Raw genomic sequence first — 16,702 nt, 5'->3', positions numbered from 1 at the left:
TCTTCGAGCATGGAACAGAGAATTCTCGGAAGAACCGGCCGTCCCGTCTCCGTCATCGGCCTCGGCACCTGGCAGCTCGGCGCGGACTGGGGCGAGGTGGAGGACAAGGACGCCGTCGCGGTGCTCGATGCCGCGGTCGAGGCCGGCGTGACCTTCTTCGACACGGCGGACGTCTACGGCGACGGCAGGAGCGAGTCGACGATCGGCGGCTTCCTCAGGCACAACCCGGACCTCGACATCCTCGTCGGCACCAAGATGGGCCGCCGGGTGGACCAGACGCCGGAGAACTACACGCTCTCGAACTTCCGCCAGTGGATCGACCGGTCGAGGACCAACCTCGGCGTCGATGCCCTCGATCTCGTGCAACTGCACTGCCCGCCCACCGCCGTCTACAGTTCCGACGAGGTCTACGACGCGCTGGACACCCTCGTGGCCGACGGCGTCATCAGGAACTACGGCGTGAGCGTCGAGCGGGCCGACGAGGCCCTGGCCGCCATCGCCCGGGGGAACACCGCGAGCGTGCAGATCATCCTCAACGCCTTCCGGCTGAAGCCCCTCGACGAGGTGCTGCCCGCGGCGAAGGCGGCCGGGGTCGGCATCATCGCCCGCGTGCCGCTCGCCTCGGGTCTGCTGTCCGGGAAGTACACGAAGGACACCGCCTTCGCCGAGAACGACCACCGCAACTACAACCGGAACGGCGCCGCCTTCGACGTCGGGGAGACCTTCTCGGGCGTCGACTACGAGACCGGCCTGCAGGCCGCCCGCGAGTTCGCGGAGCTGGTCCCGGAGGGCGTCACGACGGCGCAGGCCGCGCTCGCGTGGATCATCGCGCAGGACGGCGTCAGCACGGTCATCCCCGGCGCCCGCACCCCGGAGCAGGCGCGCGCCAACGCGGCGGCCGCCGGGTCCGCCGGTGTCGCCGCCGGCATGGACGACGCCGTCGCTGCCATCTACGACCGCCATTTCAGGGCCACGGTCCACCCGAAGTGGTAGCCGCCGGACCAGGATCCGCCGGCCCCTGCGCGGGCGGGTTCCGGTCGGCCTGACCCTCCGCTAGGGTGGGGAGCACCAGGTCAGACGGAGTTAGAGGACGTCTGTCATTGTTGGATCACCGACGAAGGAATCGACATGACTGAAAACACCTCAAGCGCTGGCACCGGCGAGTCCCACACCATCCGCGACTGGACGGATCTCGCGGAGGAGATGTGGTCCTACCTGACCGGACGGGGCGCAGCCATCAACTACACCCTCCAGGACATGACCATCGAGGTCCCGCGGGACATCGGCCCCGATGCCCCGCGTGCGACCTGGAAGTTCAACGGCACCCTGCGGATCACCACGAGTGACAACGCCGCCAGCGGTTCCGACCCCCACGCGAGCTGATCCGCCGGACCACGATGGCCTCGACACTCAGGCTCGACATTGACATCGATTTCTCGCTGGGCGAGCCCGCGGTCGACGGCAAGCCGGAAGCGCGCCTCTCCGGCACCGTGAAGGCCGCCGGGAGCACCGTGGACGTCTTCGTGGACGACCCGGCCTCCTTTCGCGGCAACAACCTGCCGGGGCTCGGTCAGGTGCGTTCCATTGCGAAGGAACTCGCGGATCGCGGCCTCGCCATCTCGGTCAGCGGGCCCAAGGGCCTGCTGGTGAGTCTCGGCGCGGTGCAGTCCTCGATGGCGCAGCGCCTCATCACGCGCTCGCCGCACATCCGCCTCGGTTCGCCCGGTACGCTCGCTCCGCTGCTCGGCATCGGCCGGCGTGCCCTGGAGAAGGGTGACACGCCGTCGATCCTCCCTCCGGGCACGCCGTTCCCCCTCGTGCCGACCGTGAACCGGAGGATCAAGCGGACCATCACGACGACGCACTACCTGCACGGGAGCGGGCGTCCACGGCTCATCTTCGTGCAGAACTCCGAGACGTGGGACGGGCAGGTGCCGCGGGAGGTCGAACTCCTCGGTGACCGCACCACGATCGGCAGCGGCGAGGACGCGACGCTCCGCCTCACGGGCCTCGACGAGCTGCACGCGGAGGTCATCCACACCGAGGACGACGAGTACGTCCTGGTGCCGCACGGAGTCATCACGGGGAGCGTCAACGGCAAGGAGCAGTCCATCCTCCGAACGGGTGCCCGCATCCAGCTCGGGGAGTGGGCGCTCGCGTTCTTCCGCGAGGAGTACGCCGACCACGGAAGGCCCTTCGGCGGACGCAACGGTGGCGAGCTCTCGTATCAGCGTCCGCAGCGCAACCCGCGCACGGGTGCCACCGAGGTGGACGGCTCGGCCGGGGTCGGCGACTTCCGCCGGCCGCGCTGACCCGGCGTGCGCCGAACCACCGGCGCGTGTCGGGTCGGGGAGTTCGGCGATGAGGTCGGGCAGGGGGGGCCGGGCAGGAATGAGCCCGGCCGTGACGGGACCGGCGGGAGGGGGTGCGCGGCATGGCCGATAGCATCGAACTCCTGCTGGACCCGCCCTCGGACCTCCGCGTCCTCGAGGATTGGGCCGCGCTCGAGGACGCGGGCCTGCCGAACCAGTCTCGGCACCAGTCCTTCAGCAATGCCCCGCACATCACGCTCGCCGCGGCCGCGCGCATCGACGACCGGTACGACGCCGACCTCGCCGCCGCGTCCGGCGGCCCCGCCCCCGACCTGGTGACCGCCGGTTTCCTGGTGTTCCCCACGCGCCGGAAGTTCGTCCTGGCGCGGCAGATCGTCGCGGGCACGGCACTGACCGGCCTGCACCGACGCATCTGGTTCGCGCTCGACGGCATCCAGGAGACCGTGCCGACCACCGTCCGCGGAGCCTGGACGCCCCACATCACCCTCGGCCACGGCCTGACCGCCGAGCAACTGGGCGCAGCGCTCGAACTCCTCAGGGACAGCCCTCCGGTCCGGCTCGCAGCCGGGATCGTGCGGCGGTGGGATGCCAAGGAGAAGCGCCTGGTCCTGCTCGGCGGCGGAGGGTCTCCTCAGGCGTCAGGGCGACTCGGCGCGCAGTGACGCGGGCCGGACGAGAAGCCCCTGGGGCTCGCGGATCCACCACAGGCCCGTCTCCTGCTTCTCGCGTCGACTGGCGAAACGGTAGAGGAAGATCCGCGCCCGCACGTACCGGGGGCGGGCGCCGTCGACCGGGTCCTCCGCGAGGAGTCCCAGGGTCTGCGGGTCGGCCTGCAGGAGCTTGACCAGGAACGGCGTGAACCAGCCGCGCTCGGACCCGAGCGCGAGGAACCACATCATCCAGTCCAGGCGCAGGTGGTACGGCGCGAACTGCCGTGGCCTGCGCGCCGGGTCGCCGGGTTTGCCCTTGAACCCGTACTCCCGCCAGCGCGCGTCCGGACCGACGTCGTCGAGCGTCCCCTCCACGACCACCTCGTAGCGCACCTTCGTGACGCTCCCGAACGCCCCGTACGCGTTGCCGAGGTGCCACCTGTTGAAGCCGGCATTCATCAGCTGGTGCCGGGCGAAGAGGTTCACGAGGGCCGGCCGGCTCAGGGAGGCGAGCACGAGCACGGCGAGCACGACGACGATCGTGAACCACGGCGGGGTCGGCTGGTAGGAGCCGGCGGGATCGACGGCGGGCACCACTGCGGCGTAGAACGCATCGGGTACGGCCGCGAAGGCCAAGATGATGGTGGGGGTGTTGAGCCAGGCGAAGTTGCCCGAGACCACGAGCCAGCCCTGCGTCACGATCATCACCAGCGCGGCGATCCCGGCGAGGGGCTGGGGTGCGAACAGCAGCCACGGCACCGCGAGCTGCGTGACGTGGTTGCCGGCCACCTCGATGCGGTGCAGGGGCTTCGGCAGGAGGTGGAAGAACCGGCTGGCCGGGTTCGGCATCGGCTGCGTCTCGTGGTGGTGGTCCAGGGCGGTGAGGTCGCGCCATGAGCGGTCGCCGCGCATCTTGATCATGCCCGCGCCGAACTCGAGACGGAAGACGAGCCAGCGGATCATGAGCAGGACGAGGAACGGCGGGGCCACCTCGTCCGACCCGAGGAACGCGGCGATGAACCCGGCCTCCAGCAACAGGCTCTCCCACCCGAACCCGTAGAACACCTGCCCCACGTTCACGATCGACGTGTAGAGCCCCCACAGCACCAGGAAGGCGACGAGGGGCAGCCAGGGCGGGCCTGCCTGCGGCAGCCCGAGGACCAGGAGCGCCGAGAGGACGATGCCGGTCCAGGCCACGGCACGGAGCCGGCCATCGGTGTATCCGCGGCGGAAGAGCGTGGGACCCACGCGGTCGCCAGCCCGCCGGAGGTACTCGGGCACGGGCAGCAGTCCCCGCTCCCCGAGGAGGGCGGGGAACTGGTTCAGCGCCGAGGTGAAGGCGACCAGGTAGACCGCCGCGACCCCGCGCTGCACGATCTGCCGGCCCACCTCGTAGTCCTCCGCGGCAAGGACCCCGGTCACCCACTCCATGCCGTCAAGGGTCCGGTCCGCCCGACGCCGGGGTCAACAGGACATCGGCGCTCCGAGCCAGCGGGCGTGTCTGCTAGCGCGGCGTCACGGGGTAGGCGGCGCCCGACCCCCTGCGGGGGATCTCGACGAGGGCCTGCACGGGCGCGTGGTCGCTGGCCCAGCGGCCGTCGAGGGTGGAGGTGTTGACGGCGGCCTGCCGCACGAGGACGTCCGGCGTCGTGAGGATCCAGTCGATGCGGCGCCCGCCGTCGACCGGCCGTTCATAGCGCGGGAAGGTGCCGAGGTCCGGCGTGAGGTGTTCGTCCGCGCGGACCCAGGCGTCGCCGAGCACGCCCGAGTCCAGGAAGCTCCGATAGGCGGACGAGGTGCCGGCGTCGGAGTTGAAGTCACCCATGACGATGGTGGGCAGCCGGGGGCGGAAGAACGTGACGAGGTCGAGCACGGCGGCGGCGCTCCGGATCCGCGCGAGATCCGACTCGTGGTCGAAGTGCGTGTTGACGAGCAGGATCTCGCGGTCGGTCGAGGTGTCCCGGAAGCGGCCCCACGTCGCGATCCGCGGCACGCCGTTACCCCACGTCGAGGACCCGATCAGCTTCGGGGTGTCGGAGAGCCAGAACTGGTCCCACTCGATGAGCTGCAGGCGGCGCGCGTCGTAGAAGATCGCGGAGTACTCACCCCGGCTCCCGCCGTCACGCCCGGCCCCGATCATGCGGTACCGCGGGGGGAGAGCGGCCTCGACGACCACGAGCTGGTGGTGCAGTGCCTCCTGTACGCCGAGGACCGTGGGCACCTCGCGCCGCAGCACGTCCTGCAGCGGCGGGATGCGGTCCGGCCAGTAGTCGATGTCCCCGGGCCGGGCGGCAGGACGGTCGTAGCGGATGTTGAAGGTCATGACGTGCAGGGAGCTCCTGCCGGCCCTGATGAGCGGCGGGGCGGGTGGTGTTCGTGGCATGGAGCCTTTCCGGTGCGGCACGGGGATCGTGACTGCTGCCCGGCGGAGCGCCGGTACGCGGTCAGCCGAGATGGTCCACGAGCCGAGCCGCGATACCGGTGTAGCCGGCGGGCGTCAGCGCGAGCAGCCTCTGCTCGGCCTCCGCACTCAGCCCGAGCCCGCTCGCGAACTCGCGCATCCGGGCCGCGTCAACCCGCCGGCCGCGGGTCAGGTCCTTGAGGCGTTCATAGGGGTCGTCCAGTCCCGGCACGCCCGCGATCGCCTCGGCGCGCATGACCATCTGCACCGCCTCGCCGAGCACCTCCCAGTTGCCGTCGAGGTCTGCTGCCAGCACGTCCTCCGCGACATCGAGCCTCGCGAGTCCCTTGGCCACGTTGGAGACGGCGAGGAGGGAGTGGCCGAGGGCGACACCGATGTTGCGCTGGCTGGAGGAATCGGTGAGGTCGCGCTGCCAGCGGGACGTGACGAGCGTCGAGGACAGCACGTCCAGCAGGCCGGAGGAGATCTCCAGGTTCGCCTCGGCGTTCTCGAAGCGGATCGGGTTCACCTTGTGCGGCATCGTCGAGGACCCGGTGGCGCCGGCCACCGGGACCTGCGCGAAATAGCCGATGGAGATGTAGCTCCACACGTCCGTGCAGAAGTTGTGGAGGATCCGGTTGAAGCGGGCCACGTCGGAGTAGAGCTCGGCCTGCCAGTCATGGGATTCGATCTGCGTGGTCAGCGGGTTCCAGGTCAGGCCGAGGCCCTCGACGAAGGTCCGGGCCACGCCCTCCCAGTCGGCGTCCGGGACGGAGGCGTAGTGGGCCGCATAGGTTCCGGTGGCGCCGTTGATCTTGCCGAGGAACCCCGTGGCCGTGATGCGGTCCAGCTGGCGCGTCAGGCGGTGGGCGACGACGGCCATCTCCTTGCCGAGCGTGGTCGGTGTCGCCGGCTGGCCGTGGGTCCGGGAGAGCATCGGGGTCTCGCGGGACGAACGTGCCAGATCGGCGATCGAGGCGACGAGTGAGCGCGCTGCCGGCAGCCAGACCTCGGTGACGGCGCCTTTGATCCCGAGCGCGTAGGAGAGGTTGTTGATGTCCTCGGAGGTGCAGCCGAAGTGGACGAGCGGTTTCAGGTGTCCGATGCCGATCCCGTCCAGGCGCCGTCCGATGAAGTACTCCACCGCCTTGACGTCGTGCACCGTGACTGCTTCGATCTCCGCGAGCTCCGCGACCGAGGCGGCGTCGAACGAGGTGACCACGGCGCGGAGCCGTTCCTCCTGGTCCGCGGTGAGTGGCTCGGTACCGCGCAGGACGGAGTGACGCGTGAGGTGGATGAGCCACTCCACCTCGACGTGCACGCGATCGCGGTTGAGGGCCGCCTCCGACAGGAAGTCGACGAGGGGCGCCACGGCGTCACGGTACCGGCCGTCGAGGGGGCCGAGGGTCAGCGACGTTCCCTCCCCTCGGGACAGAGCAGCGAATTCAACCCGGGAGAGTGCGGAGTCAGCCATGGCTCCATCCTTCCATGGAGCGGGGCCGGCTCCTCACGGCCTGTCCACATACCCGGCCACCCTCGGGTGGCCTTTCCGCAGGGCTCCTAGCGTGGACGAACAGGGCGGGCGAGGGGACGGATCATGGACAGTGGCGGGGAGGGTGGTACGAGCCGTCCGGGGGGCGGCGCGGGCGACGACGTACTGGCGATCCAGGCAGCCCTGACCCGGCATGCGGAGAGCCTCACCGATGTGCGGCGCCACGCGCTGTCCGTCTCCCTCCTCTCCTGGGACTCGCCCGCGGGCGGCGCCTTCCGTACGTACCTGGCCGAGCGGTGCAGCGAGCTCTCGGGCACCATCGAGCTGCTCCACTCCGCAGCCCGTCTCCTGGGCGAGTACGGCCGCCTCGTCCGCGTGGCGGAGGCCCTGCAGCGAGGGGCAGGGCTGTGACGCGGCTGCTCGGGCCCGAGGATCCCGGCGACGGCCTGCTGCTGATCCGCGGAGGTGTGGGCGGGATCCGCTTCCAGTGGGAGGAACTCGACCACGCCGCGAGCGTCCTCTCCGTGCTCGCATCGGACACCGCCGCGGTCGCCACGGCGCTCGCGCAGCTCGATGCGGAGGTCGCCGAGCTGCCATGGCGTCCGGTGCAGTTCCTGCCCCCGGGCGCCGGAGCGGCCTACCAGGAGGCACGCGGGCAGGTCGGTGCCTCCTTCTACTCGGCCATGGAGAACGCGGCGTCACTCACCGAGACGGGGGAGAGGCTGAGATCTGCCGTGGACGCCTATGCCTGGGCGGATGATGCGGCCCGTGCAGCGACCGAGTCGGCGCGCCGCGCATCGGTGGTGACGGCGCGGGCCCTCGCCCGCGAAGCCATCCGTCGCGGCGCGCTGGACGTCAGGCCCATCAACCTGCTGGAGACGCGCGGTGGGGGCTCCGGGACGGCCTCGGACGTGGTCGCCTTCGATGGGTCGATCGAGGGCGTCGTCGCCCGGATCTCCGCCGTGGAGGCGGAGGGGCCCGGCGTGTTCGAGGTGCTGCGGCTGGGTACGGAGACGCAGCCGGTCCATCTGGTGGTGCTGCCCGGAACGCAGTCCGGGCTGGTGGGCGACGCGCGCGGCAGCAACCCGTTCGACGCAGGGGGTGTCGCCGAGGCTCTCGCGGAGGACAGCCGCCACACCGAAGCCGCTGTGCGCGAGGCGCTGCGTCGAGCGGGGGCGCAGGAGGGGGACGCACTCATCCTGGCGGGGTACAGCCAGGGCGGGATCCACGCCGTCAATCTCGCGCGCGGGACCGGTCTCGGCGCGTCGTACGACGTCCAGCTGGTCGTGACGGTCGGCTCACCCACGGGGTGGCACCCGACGGCGGACACCGAGTACCTGCACCTGGAGCATGCAGTGGACCCGGTCCCGCTCCTCGACGCGATCCCCAACCCCGACGATCCCCACCGGACCACCGTCACGCTGACCCATCAGGTGCCGCCGCTGGGACGGGAGGCGGACGGGTCCGCCGAACCCTGGGGGCTGGGACCGGCGCACAAGCTCGGGAACTACACAGCGGGGGCGCGCCTGGTCGACGCCAGCACCGCGCCGTCGCTGGGTCCCGCCACGTCACTCCTCGCTTCGGCCGCTACGCGCGGCGCGGCCCGACGGTCCTCCTTCACCGCGGTCCGGAGACCGAATCCGTTGCCGGTGGCGCAGACGGCGGCGGGAGGGCGTGCCGCGGACGGCGGGTCTAGGCTATGGCCATGACTTCGATCGACGACTCGCAGGCACCGTCCACCTCCGGGCGGGACACCGCGGGCAGCACGAACCAGGGCCTGCGCCCACGCGGCGTCTTCGGGAAGCTCCCGCGATATGCCGCGGGCAAGCCGCCCGTGGTGGTGGAGGGCCTGGAGAGCTTCAAGCTGTCCTCGAATGAGAACCCCCTTCCGCCCCTCCCGGCCGTGCTGGAGGCGATCGCCTCCGAGACCTCGGTCAACCGGTACCCCGACCCGATGACCACGGCCCTCCGGACCGAGCTCGCGGGTTACCTCGGCGTCCCTGCGACCGACATCGTCACCGGGGCCGGCAGCCTCGGCGCGCTGAACCAGATCCTGGCGACCTTCGCGGGCCAGAACGATTTCGACGCCCCCGACGAGGTCGTGTACGCGTGGCGTTCCTTCGAGGCCTATCCCATCAGCGTCGGGCTCGCCGGCGCCGCGGGAGTGCAGGTGCCGGTCCGCCCGGACGGCACCCACGATCTGGACGCGATGGCGGCCGCGATCACCGACCGTACCCGCGTGGTCATGCTCTGCACGCCCAACAACCCGACCGGGCCGGTGCTCACCCGAGACGACGTCGTCGCCTTCCTCGAGAAGGTACCCGCCCACATCGTCGTCGTCATCGACGAGGCGTACCAGGAGTTCGTCCGGAGGTCCGATGCCGTCGACGGCATCGAGCTCTATCGCGAGTACGAGAACGTGATCGTGCTCCGGACCTTCTCCAAGGCGCACGGGCTGGCCGGGCTGCGCGTCGGATACTCCGTGTCCCAGCCGGCCCTGACCGAGCACCTCCGCGTCAGCGCCGTTCCCTTCGCGGTCTCCCAGATCGCCGAACACGCGGCCGTGACGTCCCTGCGCCACATCGACGAGGTCGAGGTGCGCGTGCAGAGCATCGTCGACGAGCGCATCCGGGTGGTCGCGGGCCTTCGGGACCTGGGGTGGACCATCCCGGAGGCCGAGGGGAACTTCGTCTGGCTCGCCCTGGGCGAGCACACCCAGGACTTCGCCGTCCGGGCCGGCGAGCATGCCCTGTCCGTCCGTGCCTTCGGGTCCGAGGGGGTTCGGGTCTCGATCGGCGAGGAGGCCGCGAACACCCGTTTCCTCGCGCTGTGCAGAGACTTCCCGCACCGTCCAGCGGAACGCTGACGCCGTCTTAAATAGGCCCGTCGGCCCGCGCTGACTAGTCTTGGTCAGGATGTCACCGGAAGATATGTTCTCCGGTGTATGACTGATGGCATACATTCCCCACATGGAATGTGCAGGTCGGATGAGGAGCTAGGGATGAACGGCGGTCGATTGCCGACAGCGGAGTTCGAGGTCGAGGAGGTCGAGCGCGCGGCGCGCACGGCGGAACTCGGGCAGGACCGTCAGGCCGAGCCGGACATGCTCCGGATCCTCGATCCGGAGGGCCGGCTGGCCGACGGGATGACGGCCGGGATCGCCGGTGAGCTCGTCGACTTCGCCCCCTACCTCTCGACGTCGGACGCGCCGCACCTGCTCTCGCTCTACCGGGACATGTACCTGGTCCGCCGCTTCGACCAGGAGTCCACCGCCCTGCAGCGGCAGGGGCAGCTGGCCCTCTGGGTCCCCCTCACCGGTCAGGAGGCCGCCCAGATCGGGTCGGGCCGCGCCATGGAGGCCCAGGACTACGCCTTCCCGACGTATCGCGAGCACGGCGTCGCGCTGACCCGCGGCGTCGAGCTGTCCGAGATCCTGCGTCTCTTCCGCGGCGTGACCAACGGCGGCTGGGATCCGCGGGAGCGGAACTTCCACCTCTACACGCTGGTGCTCGCCGCGCAGTCCCTGCACGCCGTGGGCTACGCGATGGGGATCCAGCGGGACCAGCTCGCCGATCCTTCCCTGCCGCAGGCGGCGTCCGTCGCATACTTCGGCGACGGAGCCAGCTCCGAGGGCGACATCCACGAGTCCATGGTGTTCGCGGCGTCCTTCGATGCACCCGTCGTGTTCTTCTGCCAGAACAACCAGTGGGCCATCTCCGTGCCTTCGACGGTGCAGACGCGCGTGCCGCTGGCGAAGCGGGCCGAGGGGTACGGTTTCCCGGGCGTCCGCGTGGACGGCAACGACGTCCTCGCGGTCGAGGCCGTCACCCGCTGGGCCCTCGAGCACGCGCGGACCGGCAGGGGGCCGGTACTGATCGAGGCGTACACCTACCGCATGAGTGCACACACCACCGCGGATGACCCGACCAAGTACCGGCTGTCCGGTGACGAGCAGGAGTGGCGGACCCGGGACCCGTTGGCCCGCCTCGAGACCTATCTGCGCTCGGCCGGACTCGCTGACGACGCCTTCTTCGAGGGGCTGGCGGACGAGGCCCGGGTCATGGCCTCGGACCTCCGGGCGGCCGTGCTGTCGATGACCGCGCCGGATCTGGAGAGCCGCTTCGCGGCCGTGTACGCCGAGCCGCACCCACTCGTGCAGGAGGAACTGCGGTTCTTCCAGCAGTACGAGTCCGGTTTCGCCGACGAAGGGAAGCACGCCTGATGGCGACCATGACCATCGCCAGGGCGATCAACGAGGGGCTTCGCGCGTCCCTCGCGAACGATCCGAAGACCCTGCTCATGGGGGAGGACATCGGTGAGCTCGGAGGCGTGTACCGGGTCACGGACGGACTGAAGAAGGACTTCGGCGCGATGCGCGTGGTCGACTCCCCGCTCGCCGAGTCAGGGATCATCGGCACCGCGATCGGCCTCGCCCTCCGCGGCTACCGGCCCATCTGCGAGATCCAGTTCGACGGTTTCGTGTTCCCGGGGTTCAACCAGATCACCACCCAGCTCGCCAAGCTGCGCACCCGCAGCGACGGGATGCTGAGTGCCCCCGTGGTCATCCGCATCCCCTACGGCGGTGGCATCGGCAGCGTGGAGCACCATTCGGAGTCGCCGGAGGCGCTGTTCGCCCACACCGCCGGCCTGCGGATCATCACGCCCTCGAATCCCCAGGACGCCTACTGGATGATCCAGCAGGCCGTCAGCTGCGAGGACCCGGTGATCGTCTTCGAGCCCAAGCGGCGGTACTGGCTCAAGGGCGAGGTGGACACGGGGGCACCCGTCGGTGATCCGTTCACCGCGCACGTCCTGCGCCGTGGCACCGATGCGACGGTGGTCGCCTACGGTCCGCTGGTGCCCGTGGCGCTGGCGGCGGCCGCCGCTGCCGAGGAGGACGGGCGGAGCGTCGAGGTCATCGACCTCAGGTCCATCTCGCCGATCGATTTCGACACCGTCACCGAGTCCGTGACCCGCACCGGGCGGCTGATCGTCGCGCACGAGGCCCCGACCTTCGGCGGGATCGGCGGCGAGATCGCCGCGCGCATCTCCGAGCGTGCGTTCCTGTTCCTCGAGGCGCCCGTCATCCGTGTGGGCGGGTTCCACATGCCCTATCCGGTCGCCCGTGTGGAGGAGCAGTACCTGCCCGACATCGACCGCATCCTCGAGGCACTCGACCGTGCCTTCGCATACTGAAGGACCACCATGACGCTGAAGACGTTCAACCTGCCCGACGTCGGTGAAGGCCTCACCGAGGCGGAGATCGTGCAGTGGAGGGTGGCGCCGGGCGCAGCCGTGTCCGTCAACGACATCATCTGCGAGATCGAGACCGCGAAGTCCCTCGTCGAGCTCTCCTCGCCCTACGAGGGCACGGTCTCCGAGTTGCTGGTGCCGGAGGGCGAGACGATCGAGGTCGGGACGCCGATCATCTCCGTGGAGGACGGCACCGGACCGTCCGGCAGCGGCAGCAGTGGCGGCAGTGGTGGCTCCGCCGTGACTGCGCCGACGTCCGGGGCGGCGCCTCGGCCCGACGGTTCGGACGGCCGCGACGCGCAGGTACCGGCAGACGAGCCCGCCGGGAGCGAGGCACGCCCGGCCACCGCGACCGAGGGCCAGGTCCCCGTGCCGGAGATGCCGGGAGAACTGGCGGGCCCGCAGGCAGGAGCCCTTCGCGGCGATGGCTCCGCACCGGTCACCGGAGGTCACTCCGCTGCCGGCGGTGAGGCCACGTCCGGCGCAGGCCCCGCAGCAACGCGAGGGGACACGGCAGCAGGATCGGGTTCCGCGGATCCGGTGCCCGGCCCCCTCGTCGGGACGGGCCCGAAGGCCGATGCCGTCAAACGCCGCCCCCGTAAGTCACCGTCCGGCCCGGCCCGGGCCGTGTCCGCCGCGTCGGCGGCCGGCCATCCGGGCAGGAGCGATGGCCGGGCGGCGGGAAGCTCCCAGCAGCCCGCCGACGGGCAGTCCACCGCGACGGTCGCGCCCGCACCGCCGGCCTCAGCCGGCCCGAGGACGGCAGATCGACAGCAGGCGCCCAGCGCGACGCCGGCGCCGTCCGCCAGTGGCAGCGCGCAGGGCCGGGTGAACCCACTCAACCAGCTCATCAATCGCGTCCTGGCGAAGCCACCGGTCCGGAAGGCGGCACGGGACCTCGGCATCAACCTCGCCGATGTCCCGGCCACCGGATCCGCCGGCGAGGTCACGAAGCAGGACCTCATGAGCTACCAGTCGCAGCGTGACGCGGAGCAGGACGGCGCCGACTCCTTCTGGTCGGAGCGCAAGCTCCTCGGGGGCGACCGCATCGAGCGCATCCCGGTCAAGGGCGTCCGCAAGGCCACCGCGAGGGCGATGGTCCAGAGCGCCTTCACCGCGCCGCACGTCAGCATCTTCGTGGACGTCGACGCATCGCGCACCATGGAGTTCGTGAAGCGGCTCAAGGCCAGCCGGGACTTCGAGGGCATCAAGGTCTCGCCCCTGCTGATCCTCGCGAAGGCGGTCATCTGGGCTGCTGCACGGAACCCCTCCGTCAACGCGACCTGGTCCGATGACGAGATCCTCGTCAAGCACTTCATGAACCTCGGGATCGCCGCCGCCACGCCACGGGGCCTCATGGTGCCGAACATCAAGGATGCGCAGGATCTCTCCCTGAAGGAACTCGCACTGGCCCTCAACGAGCTGGCGACGACGGCGCGGGCGGGCAGGACGCAGCCTGCCCAGATGCAGGGCGGCACGCTGACCGTCACGAACATCGGCGCCCTCGGCATCGACACGGGAACGCCCATCATCAATCCGGGGGAAGTGGCGATCGTGGCCTTCGGCACCATCAAGCAGAAACCCTGGGTGCTCGACGGCGAGGTGATCCCCCGGTGGATCACGACCCTCGGGGGGTCCTTCGACCACCGCGTGGTGGACGGGGATCTCAGTGCCCGCTTCATGGCGGACGTCGCCTCGATCCTCGAGGAACCCGCGCTGCTCCTCGACTAGGGTTGGCGCATGAACCAGGAGTTGCCGGGGCAGGATCCCGGCCGTCGACCGCGCGCCCGGTACCCGCTGAGCAGGCTGCTGCTGGTCGTGGTCGTCGGCTTCATCGCCTCGAGCCTCCTGCAACTCGCCTTCCCAGGGCTGGACACGATCGCCCGCCTGTCCATCCTGGTGATCGTCGCCGCGCTGATCTCGATCACGGTGACGTTCCGCCAGCAGAGGCGCTGACCGCGCTGAGCCCTAGGGCGTCCGGAGACCGGTGATGGCACCGCGGAGGATCGGCGCGAGACGCCGGACGCCCTCGACGATGTCCTCGGGGGACACGGCGCTGAACGCCAGGCGCAGCTTGTTCGACGGCTCGTCCGACGGCGTGAAGGCGGCACCCGGGATGAAGACGACGCCGGCGTCGATGGCGGTGTAGAGCAGGGGATAGGTGTCGATCCCCTCGGGCAGGGTGACCCAGACGAAGAAGCCGCCGTCGGGCGTGGTCCAGTGCACGCCGTCCGGCAGCTCGGCGGCGAGGGCGCCGAGCATGGCCTCGCACCGTTCGCGGTAGAGGCCGCGCATGGACTGCAGGTGGCCGCGCCAGTCGTACTCCGTGAGATAGGCGGTGACGAGCATCTGCGTGAGCGGCGACGGACAGAGCACCACCGCCTCGCAGGCCAGGTAGAACCGGCGGTAGAGGTGCCTGGGCACCAGCGCCCAGCCCAGGCGCACACCGGGTGCGAAGATCTTGGAGAACGAGCCGAGGTAGATGACGTCCTCGGGGTTGGCCGCGCGCAGGGGCTCGAGGGGCTCGCCGTCGAAGCGGAGCATGCCGTAGGGGTTGTCCTCGAGGACCAGGATCGTGTGCGCGCGGCAGATGTCGACGACGCGCTGGCGGCGGTCGGCGGCCAGGGTGATGCCGCTCGGGTTGTTGAAGCTGGGGATCGTGTAGAGCAGCTTGATGGTCCGCCCCTCCGCCTCGAGCTCGCCGATGATGCGCTCGAGTTCGTCCGGGATCAGTCCGTCCTCGTCCATCGGGACGGTGACGACGTCCACCTCGTAGGCCTCGAAGGTGTTCAGGGCGCCGACGTACGTGGGGTCCTCGCAGAGGATCACGTCTCCGGGATCGCAGAAGACCTTGGCGGCGACGTCCTGGGCGGATTGCGATCCGGTGGTGATGACGATGTCGTCGGGACTGGCGCCCACGATCCCCTCGGCGGCCATGACGTCGCAGACGAGAGAGCGCAGTTCCGCCATGCCCTGCCCGCCGCCGTACTGCAGCGCCTCCAGGCCGTGCTCGGCGATGATCTTCTGGGCCGTACGGCCGAGGTCCTCGAGGGGGAGGGACCTCAGGTAGGGGCTGCCGCCGGCCAGGGAGACGAGGCCGGGGCGGATCGAGATGTCGAAGACGTCGCGGACGGCCGACTGCTTGATGTTCGCCGCGCGCACGGAGAAGAGCGGATCGTGCCGTGCTGCGGAGTCGACGGCGCGTTCGAGGGCGGCTTCCGTCTCGGCGGGCAGGAGGTCGGCGGAGGCTTCGCTTGAGGACGTCACGCCCAGAGTCTAGGCGCGTGTTGACCATCAGGCAACAGGTGTTGACCAGTGGAGCGTGGGCTGTCAGATCCAGCCGGCGTCGCGGGCCTTCAGGGCGGCCTGGAAACGGCTGTCCGCGCGCAGGGTCTCGAGCATCCAGGCGATGTGCCGCCTGCACGTCCGGACGTTGATGTCCAGCCGCCGTGCGATCGACTCGTCGGAGAGTCCGCTGGCGAGTCCCTGGATGATCGAGCGCTGCAGGCTGCTGAGCGGGGACTCCACCTCCTCGGGTGCCAGGAACGCCTGGCTGATCTCCCAGGCGATCTCGAACAGCTGCGTGAAGATGTTGATGAGGCTGTGGTCCCGGATCACCAGCGCCGCCTTGTCGTCGCGCGTCAGCTGACGGCCCACCAGCGCCAGCTTCTCGTCGAAGATCAGCATGCGCAGCGGGATGAACGGGAGGACTCCGAACTCGCCCCCGCCGGCGGCGATGGCCTCGACGGCCTTCCGTGTCGGGACGTGGTCCCTCGTGCTCGTGTCGTACAGGGTGCGGCGGCGTACGCCCTTCTCCAGGAGTTCGAGGTCCTTCCGCACGCTCTCCTCGTGGACGTCCGCCGTCGAGCCCTGTCCCGGCTGCGCGATGTAGACCTTCTCCGTGACATCCCGGCCGTAGTCGATGAGCACGCGGTGGATGAGGTGCGGGTCCTCGAGTGTCTCCACCGAGGTGCTCGCGAGGACGTGCTTGCGCGCATCGAGGAAGGTGGGGAGGAGGCTCGAGAGTTCGCGCCGCTGGCTGCTGATGCGTGCCTTCAGGTCCTGCAGGGTGCGCTCGTCGGCGTCGACCAGATCGGCGAGGGCGACATCGGGGGACACCGCGACGAGGCCGTCGTCGCTGCCAGCCTGAGGGCTGAGCAGCCGGCGCCGGGACAGCTCGCCGATGGCCTCGTCGATCCGGCGCAGTGTCAGGCCCAGCTTCTCCGACACCTCGGCACGGGTCCAGCCGGGATGACCCACCGCATAGCGATAGACCTCCAGCGCCGTGGCATCCAGCATGAACCCTCCCTGTCGTCCCCGGTCATGAGCATTCAGCACGGTGCGAAAAACATGACATGTCCAGTTAATGACACATCTGGCGGGCTGGCAATCCACCGGCCCCGTCCGAGCCGCGGATCCGCGTCGTTCCGCGGATCCGCCGTCCCCGCGATCCCTGTGAGCACGCCTGGGCGTGGTGTCCGCATCCGCTCGGCGTCCGGTTGGCGTCATGTCCGCAAACGGCCACCCGTACTGCTGGACACTACCCTCTGCGCACCGACATTCTGATGGAGCC

Annotated in this window: 16 protein-coding genes; 11 read left to right on the top strand and 5 right to left on the bottom strand. The window is 70.2% G+C overall.

The genetic code is table 11. The annotated features are described in order from the left end of the window. Positions 1-9 precede the first annotated feature (9 nt). The 4 genes from NVV32_RS16035 to NVV32_RS16020 all read left to right on the top strand — a co-directional run bounded on the left by NVV32_RS16035 (position 10) and on the right by NVV32_RS16020 (position 2,995). Positions 10-993 (top strand): aldo/keto reductase, encoded by a 984-nt coding sequence (locus NVV32_RS16035; RefSeq protein WP_422390825.1) that lies wholly within the window; start codon positions 10-12, stop codon positions 991-993. Between the two features lie 135 nt (positions 994-1,128). Next, positions 1,129-1,383: a hypothetical protein gene (locus NVV32_RS16030; RefSeq protein WP_422390824.1), complete on the top strand. Its 255-nt coding sequence runs from the start codon at positions 1,129-1,131 to the stop codon at positions 1,381-1,383. Between the two features lie 14 nt (positions 1,384-1,397). After that, positions 1,398-2,312: an FHA domain-containing protein gene (locus tag NVV32_RS16025; RefSeq protein WP_422390823.1), complete on the top strand. Its 915-nt coding sequence runs from the start codon at positions 1,398-1,400 to the stop codon at positions 2,310-2,312. Between the two features lie 122 nt (positions 2,313-2,434). Then, the gene (locus tag NVV32_RS16020; RefSeq protein ID WP_422390822.1) at positions 2,435-2,995 is read left to right on the top strand and encodes a 2'-5' RNA ligase family protein; all 561 of its coding nucleotides are present in this window, start codon (positions 2,435-2,437) and stop codon (positions 2,993-2,995) included. Here NVV32_RS16020 and NVV32_RS16015 read toward each other — a convergent pair. The 3 genes from NVV32_RS16015 to purB form a co-directional block, all read right to left on the bottom strand. Further along, positions 2,972-4,414 carry a lipase maturation factor family protein gene (locus NVV32_RS16015; protein WP_422390821.1) on the bottom strand — a complete coding sequence of 481 codons (1,443 nt, stop codon included), beginning with the start codon at positions 4,412-4,414 and terminating at the stop codon, positions 2,972-2,974. The genes NVV32_RS16020 and NVV32_RS16015 overlap by 24 nt on opposite strands. Before the next feature lie 73 nt (positions 4,415-4,487). Further along, complete coding sequence (locus NVV32_RS16010; protein WP_055766610.1) at positions 4,488-5,366, bottom strand: endonuclease/exonuclease/phosphatase family protein; 879 nt, start codon at positions 5,364-5,366, stop codon at positions 4,488-4,490. A gap of 61 nt (positions 5,367-5,427) precedes the next feature. Next, on the bottom strand, positions 5,428-6,858 hold the full coding sequence (gene purB / locus NVV32_RS16005; RefSeq protein WP_422390820.1) for an adenylosuccinate lyase: 1,431 nt from the start codon (positions 6,856-6,858) through the stop codon (positions 5,428-5,430). A gap of 123 nt (positions 6,859-6,981) precedes the next feature. Here purB and NVV32_RS16000 point away from each other — a divergent pair, with 123 nt between their 5' ends. The 7 genes from NVV32_RS16000 to NVV32_RS15970 all read left to right on the top strand — a co-directional run bounded on the left by NVV32_RS16000 (position 6,982) and on the right by NVV32_RS15970 (position 14,085). Next, complete coding sequence (locus tag NVV32_RS16000) at positions 6,982-7,287, top strand: hypothetical protein (protein WP_422390819.1); 306 nt, start codon at positions 6,982-6,984, stop codon at positions 7,285-7,287. Next, a complete protein-coding gene (locus NVV32_RS15995) occupies positions 7,284-8,585 on the top strand; it encodes a hypothetical protein (protein WP_422390818.1) in 1,302 nt (433 codons plus the stop codon). The genes NVV32_RS16000 and NVV32_RS15995 overlap by 4 nt, the downstream gene beginning before the upstream one ends. Next, positions 8,582-9,742, top strand: a complete 1,161-nt coding sequence (locus NVV32_RS15990) for a histidinol-phosphate transaminase (RefSeq protein WP_422390817.1) — start codon at positions 8,582-8,584, stop codon at positions 9,740-9,742. Before NVV32_RS15995 ends, NVV32_RS15990 begins: the two co-directional genes overlap by 4 nt. Before the next feature lie 135 nt (positions 9,743-9,877). Further along, positions 9,878-11,098 (top strand): pyruvate dehydrogenase (acetyl-transferring) E1 component subunit alpha, encoded by a 1,221-nt coding sequence (gene pdhA / locus NVV32_RS15985; protein ID WP_055766620.1) that lies wholly within the window; start codon positions 9,878-9,880, stop codon positions 11,096-11,098. Beyond that, positions 11,098-12,072: an alpha-ketoacid dehydrogenase subunit beta gene (locus tag NVV32_RS15980; RefSeq protein WP_422390816.1), complete on the top strand. Its 975-nt coding sequence runs from the start codon at positions 11,098-11,100 to the stop codon at positions 12,070-12,072. Before pdhA ends, NVV32_RS15980 begins: the two co-directional genes overlap by 1 nt. Positions 12,073-12,081: 9 nt before the next feature. Beyond that, entirely contained in the window at positions 12,082-13,860 is a 1,779-nt protein-coding gene (locus tag NVV32_RS15975; protein ID WP_422390815.1) for a 2-oxo acid dehydrogenase subunit E2, read from the top strand. Positions 13,861-13,869: 9 nt separating this feature from the next. Beyond that, positions 13,870-14,085, top strand: a complete 216-nt coding sequence (locus NVV32_RS15970) for a hypothetical protein (protein WP_422390814.1) — start codon at positions 13,870-13,872, stop codon at positions 14,083-14,085. Between the two features lie 12 nt (positions 14,086-14,097). On the opposite strand, the gene NVV32_RS15965 is transcribed toward NVV32_RS15970, so the two are convergent. Both NVV32_RS15965 and NVV32_RS15960 read right to left on the bottom strand, forming a co-directional pair. Further along, a complete protein-coding gene (locus NVV32_RS15965) occupies positions 14,098-15,396 on the bottom strand; it encodes a PLP-dependent aminotransferase family protein (protein ID WP_422390813.1) in 1,299 nt (432 codons plus the stop codon). A gap of 63 nt (positions 15,397-15,459) precedes the next feature. Then, positions 15,460-16,428, bottom strand: a complete 969-nt coding sequence (locus NVV32_RS15960) for a helix-turn-helix transcriptional regulator (RefSeq protein WP_422390812.1) — start codon at positions 16,426-16,428, stop codon at positions 15,460-15,462. Between the last annotated feature and the right edge of the window lie 274 nt (positions 16,429-16,702).

Origin of the sequence: Arthrobacter sp. N1, assembly GCF_048288285.1 — a bacterium.
Lineage (GTDB): Bacteria > Actinomycetota > Actinomycetes > Actinomycetales > Micrococcaceae > Arthrobacter_D.
The sequence above is the reverse complement of the archived record's forward strand: the minus strand, read 5'-3'. Positions and strand labels throughout refer to the sequence as shown.

Bases quoted from the DNA above. Each gene is read 5' to 3' on its own strand.
- NVV32_RS16035 (WP_422390825.1), top strand. From the start codon at position 10: ATGGAACAGAGAATTCTCGGAAGAACCGGCCGTCCCGTCTCCGTCATC.
- NVV32_RS16030 (WP_422390824.1), top strand. From the start codon at position 1,129: ATGACTGAAAACACCTCAAGCGCTGGCACCGGCGAGTCCCACACCATC.
- NVV32_RS16025 (WP_422390823.1), top strand. From the start codon at position 1,398: ATGGCCTCGACACTCAGGCTCGACATTGACATCGATTTCTCGCTGGGC.
- NVV32_RS16020 (WP_422390822.1), top strand. From the start codon at position 2,435: ATGGCCGATAGCATCGAACTCCTGCTGGACCCGCCCTCGGACCTCCGC.
- NVV32_RS16015 (WP_422390821.1), bottom strand. From the start codon at position 4,414: ATGGAGTGGGTGACCGGGGTCCTTGCCGCGGAGGACTACGAGGTGGGC.
- NVV32_RS16010 (WP_055766610.1), bottom strand. From the start codon at position 5,366: ATGCCACGAACACCACCCGCCCCGCCGCTCATCAGGGCCGGCAGGAGC.
- purB (WP_422390820.1), bottom strand. From the start codon at position 6,858: ATGGCTGACTCCGCACTCTCCCGGGTTGAATTCGCTGCTCTGTCCCGA.
- NVV32_RS16000 (WP_422390819.1), top strand. From the start codon at position 6,982: ATGGACAGTGGCGGGGAGGGTGGTACGAGCCGTCCGGGGGGCGGCGCG.
- NVV32_RS15990 (WP_422390817.1), top strand. From the start codon at position 8,582: ATGACTTCGATCGACGACTCGCAGGCACCGTCCACCTCCGGGCGGGAC.
- pdhA (WP_055766620.1), top strand. From the start codon at position 9,878: ATGAACGGCGGTCGATTGCCGACAGCGGAGTTCGAGGTCGAGGAGGTC.
- NVV32_RS15980 (WP_422390816.1), top strand. From the start codon at position 11,098: ATGGCGACCATGACCATCGCCAGGGCGATCAACGAGGGGCTTCGCGCG.
- NVV32_RS15975 (WP_422390815.1), top strand. From the start codon at position 12,082: ATGACGCTGAAGACGTTCAACCTGCCCGACGTCGGTGAAGGCCTCACC.
- NVV32_RS15970 (WP_422390814.1), top strand. From the start codon at position 13,870: ATGAACCAGGAGTTGCCGGGGCAGGATCCCGGCCGTCGACCGCGCGCC.
- NVV32_RS15960 (WP_422390812.1), bottom strand. From the start codon at position 16,428: ATGCTGGATGCCACGGCGCTGGAGGTCTATCGCTATGCGGTGGGTCAT.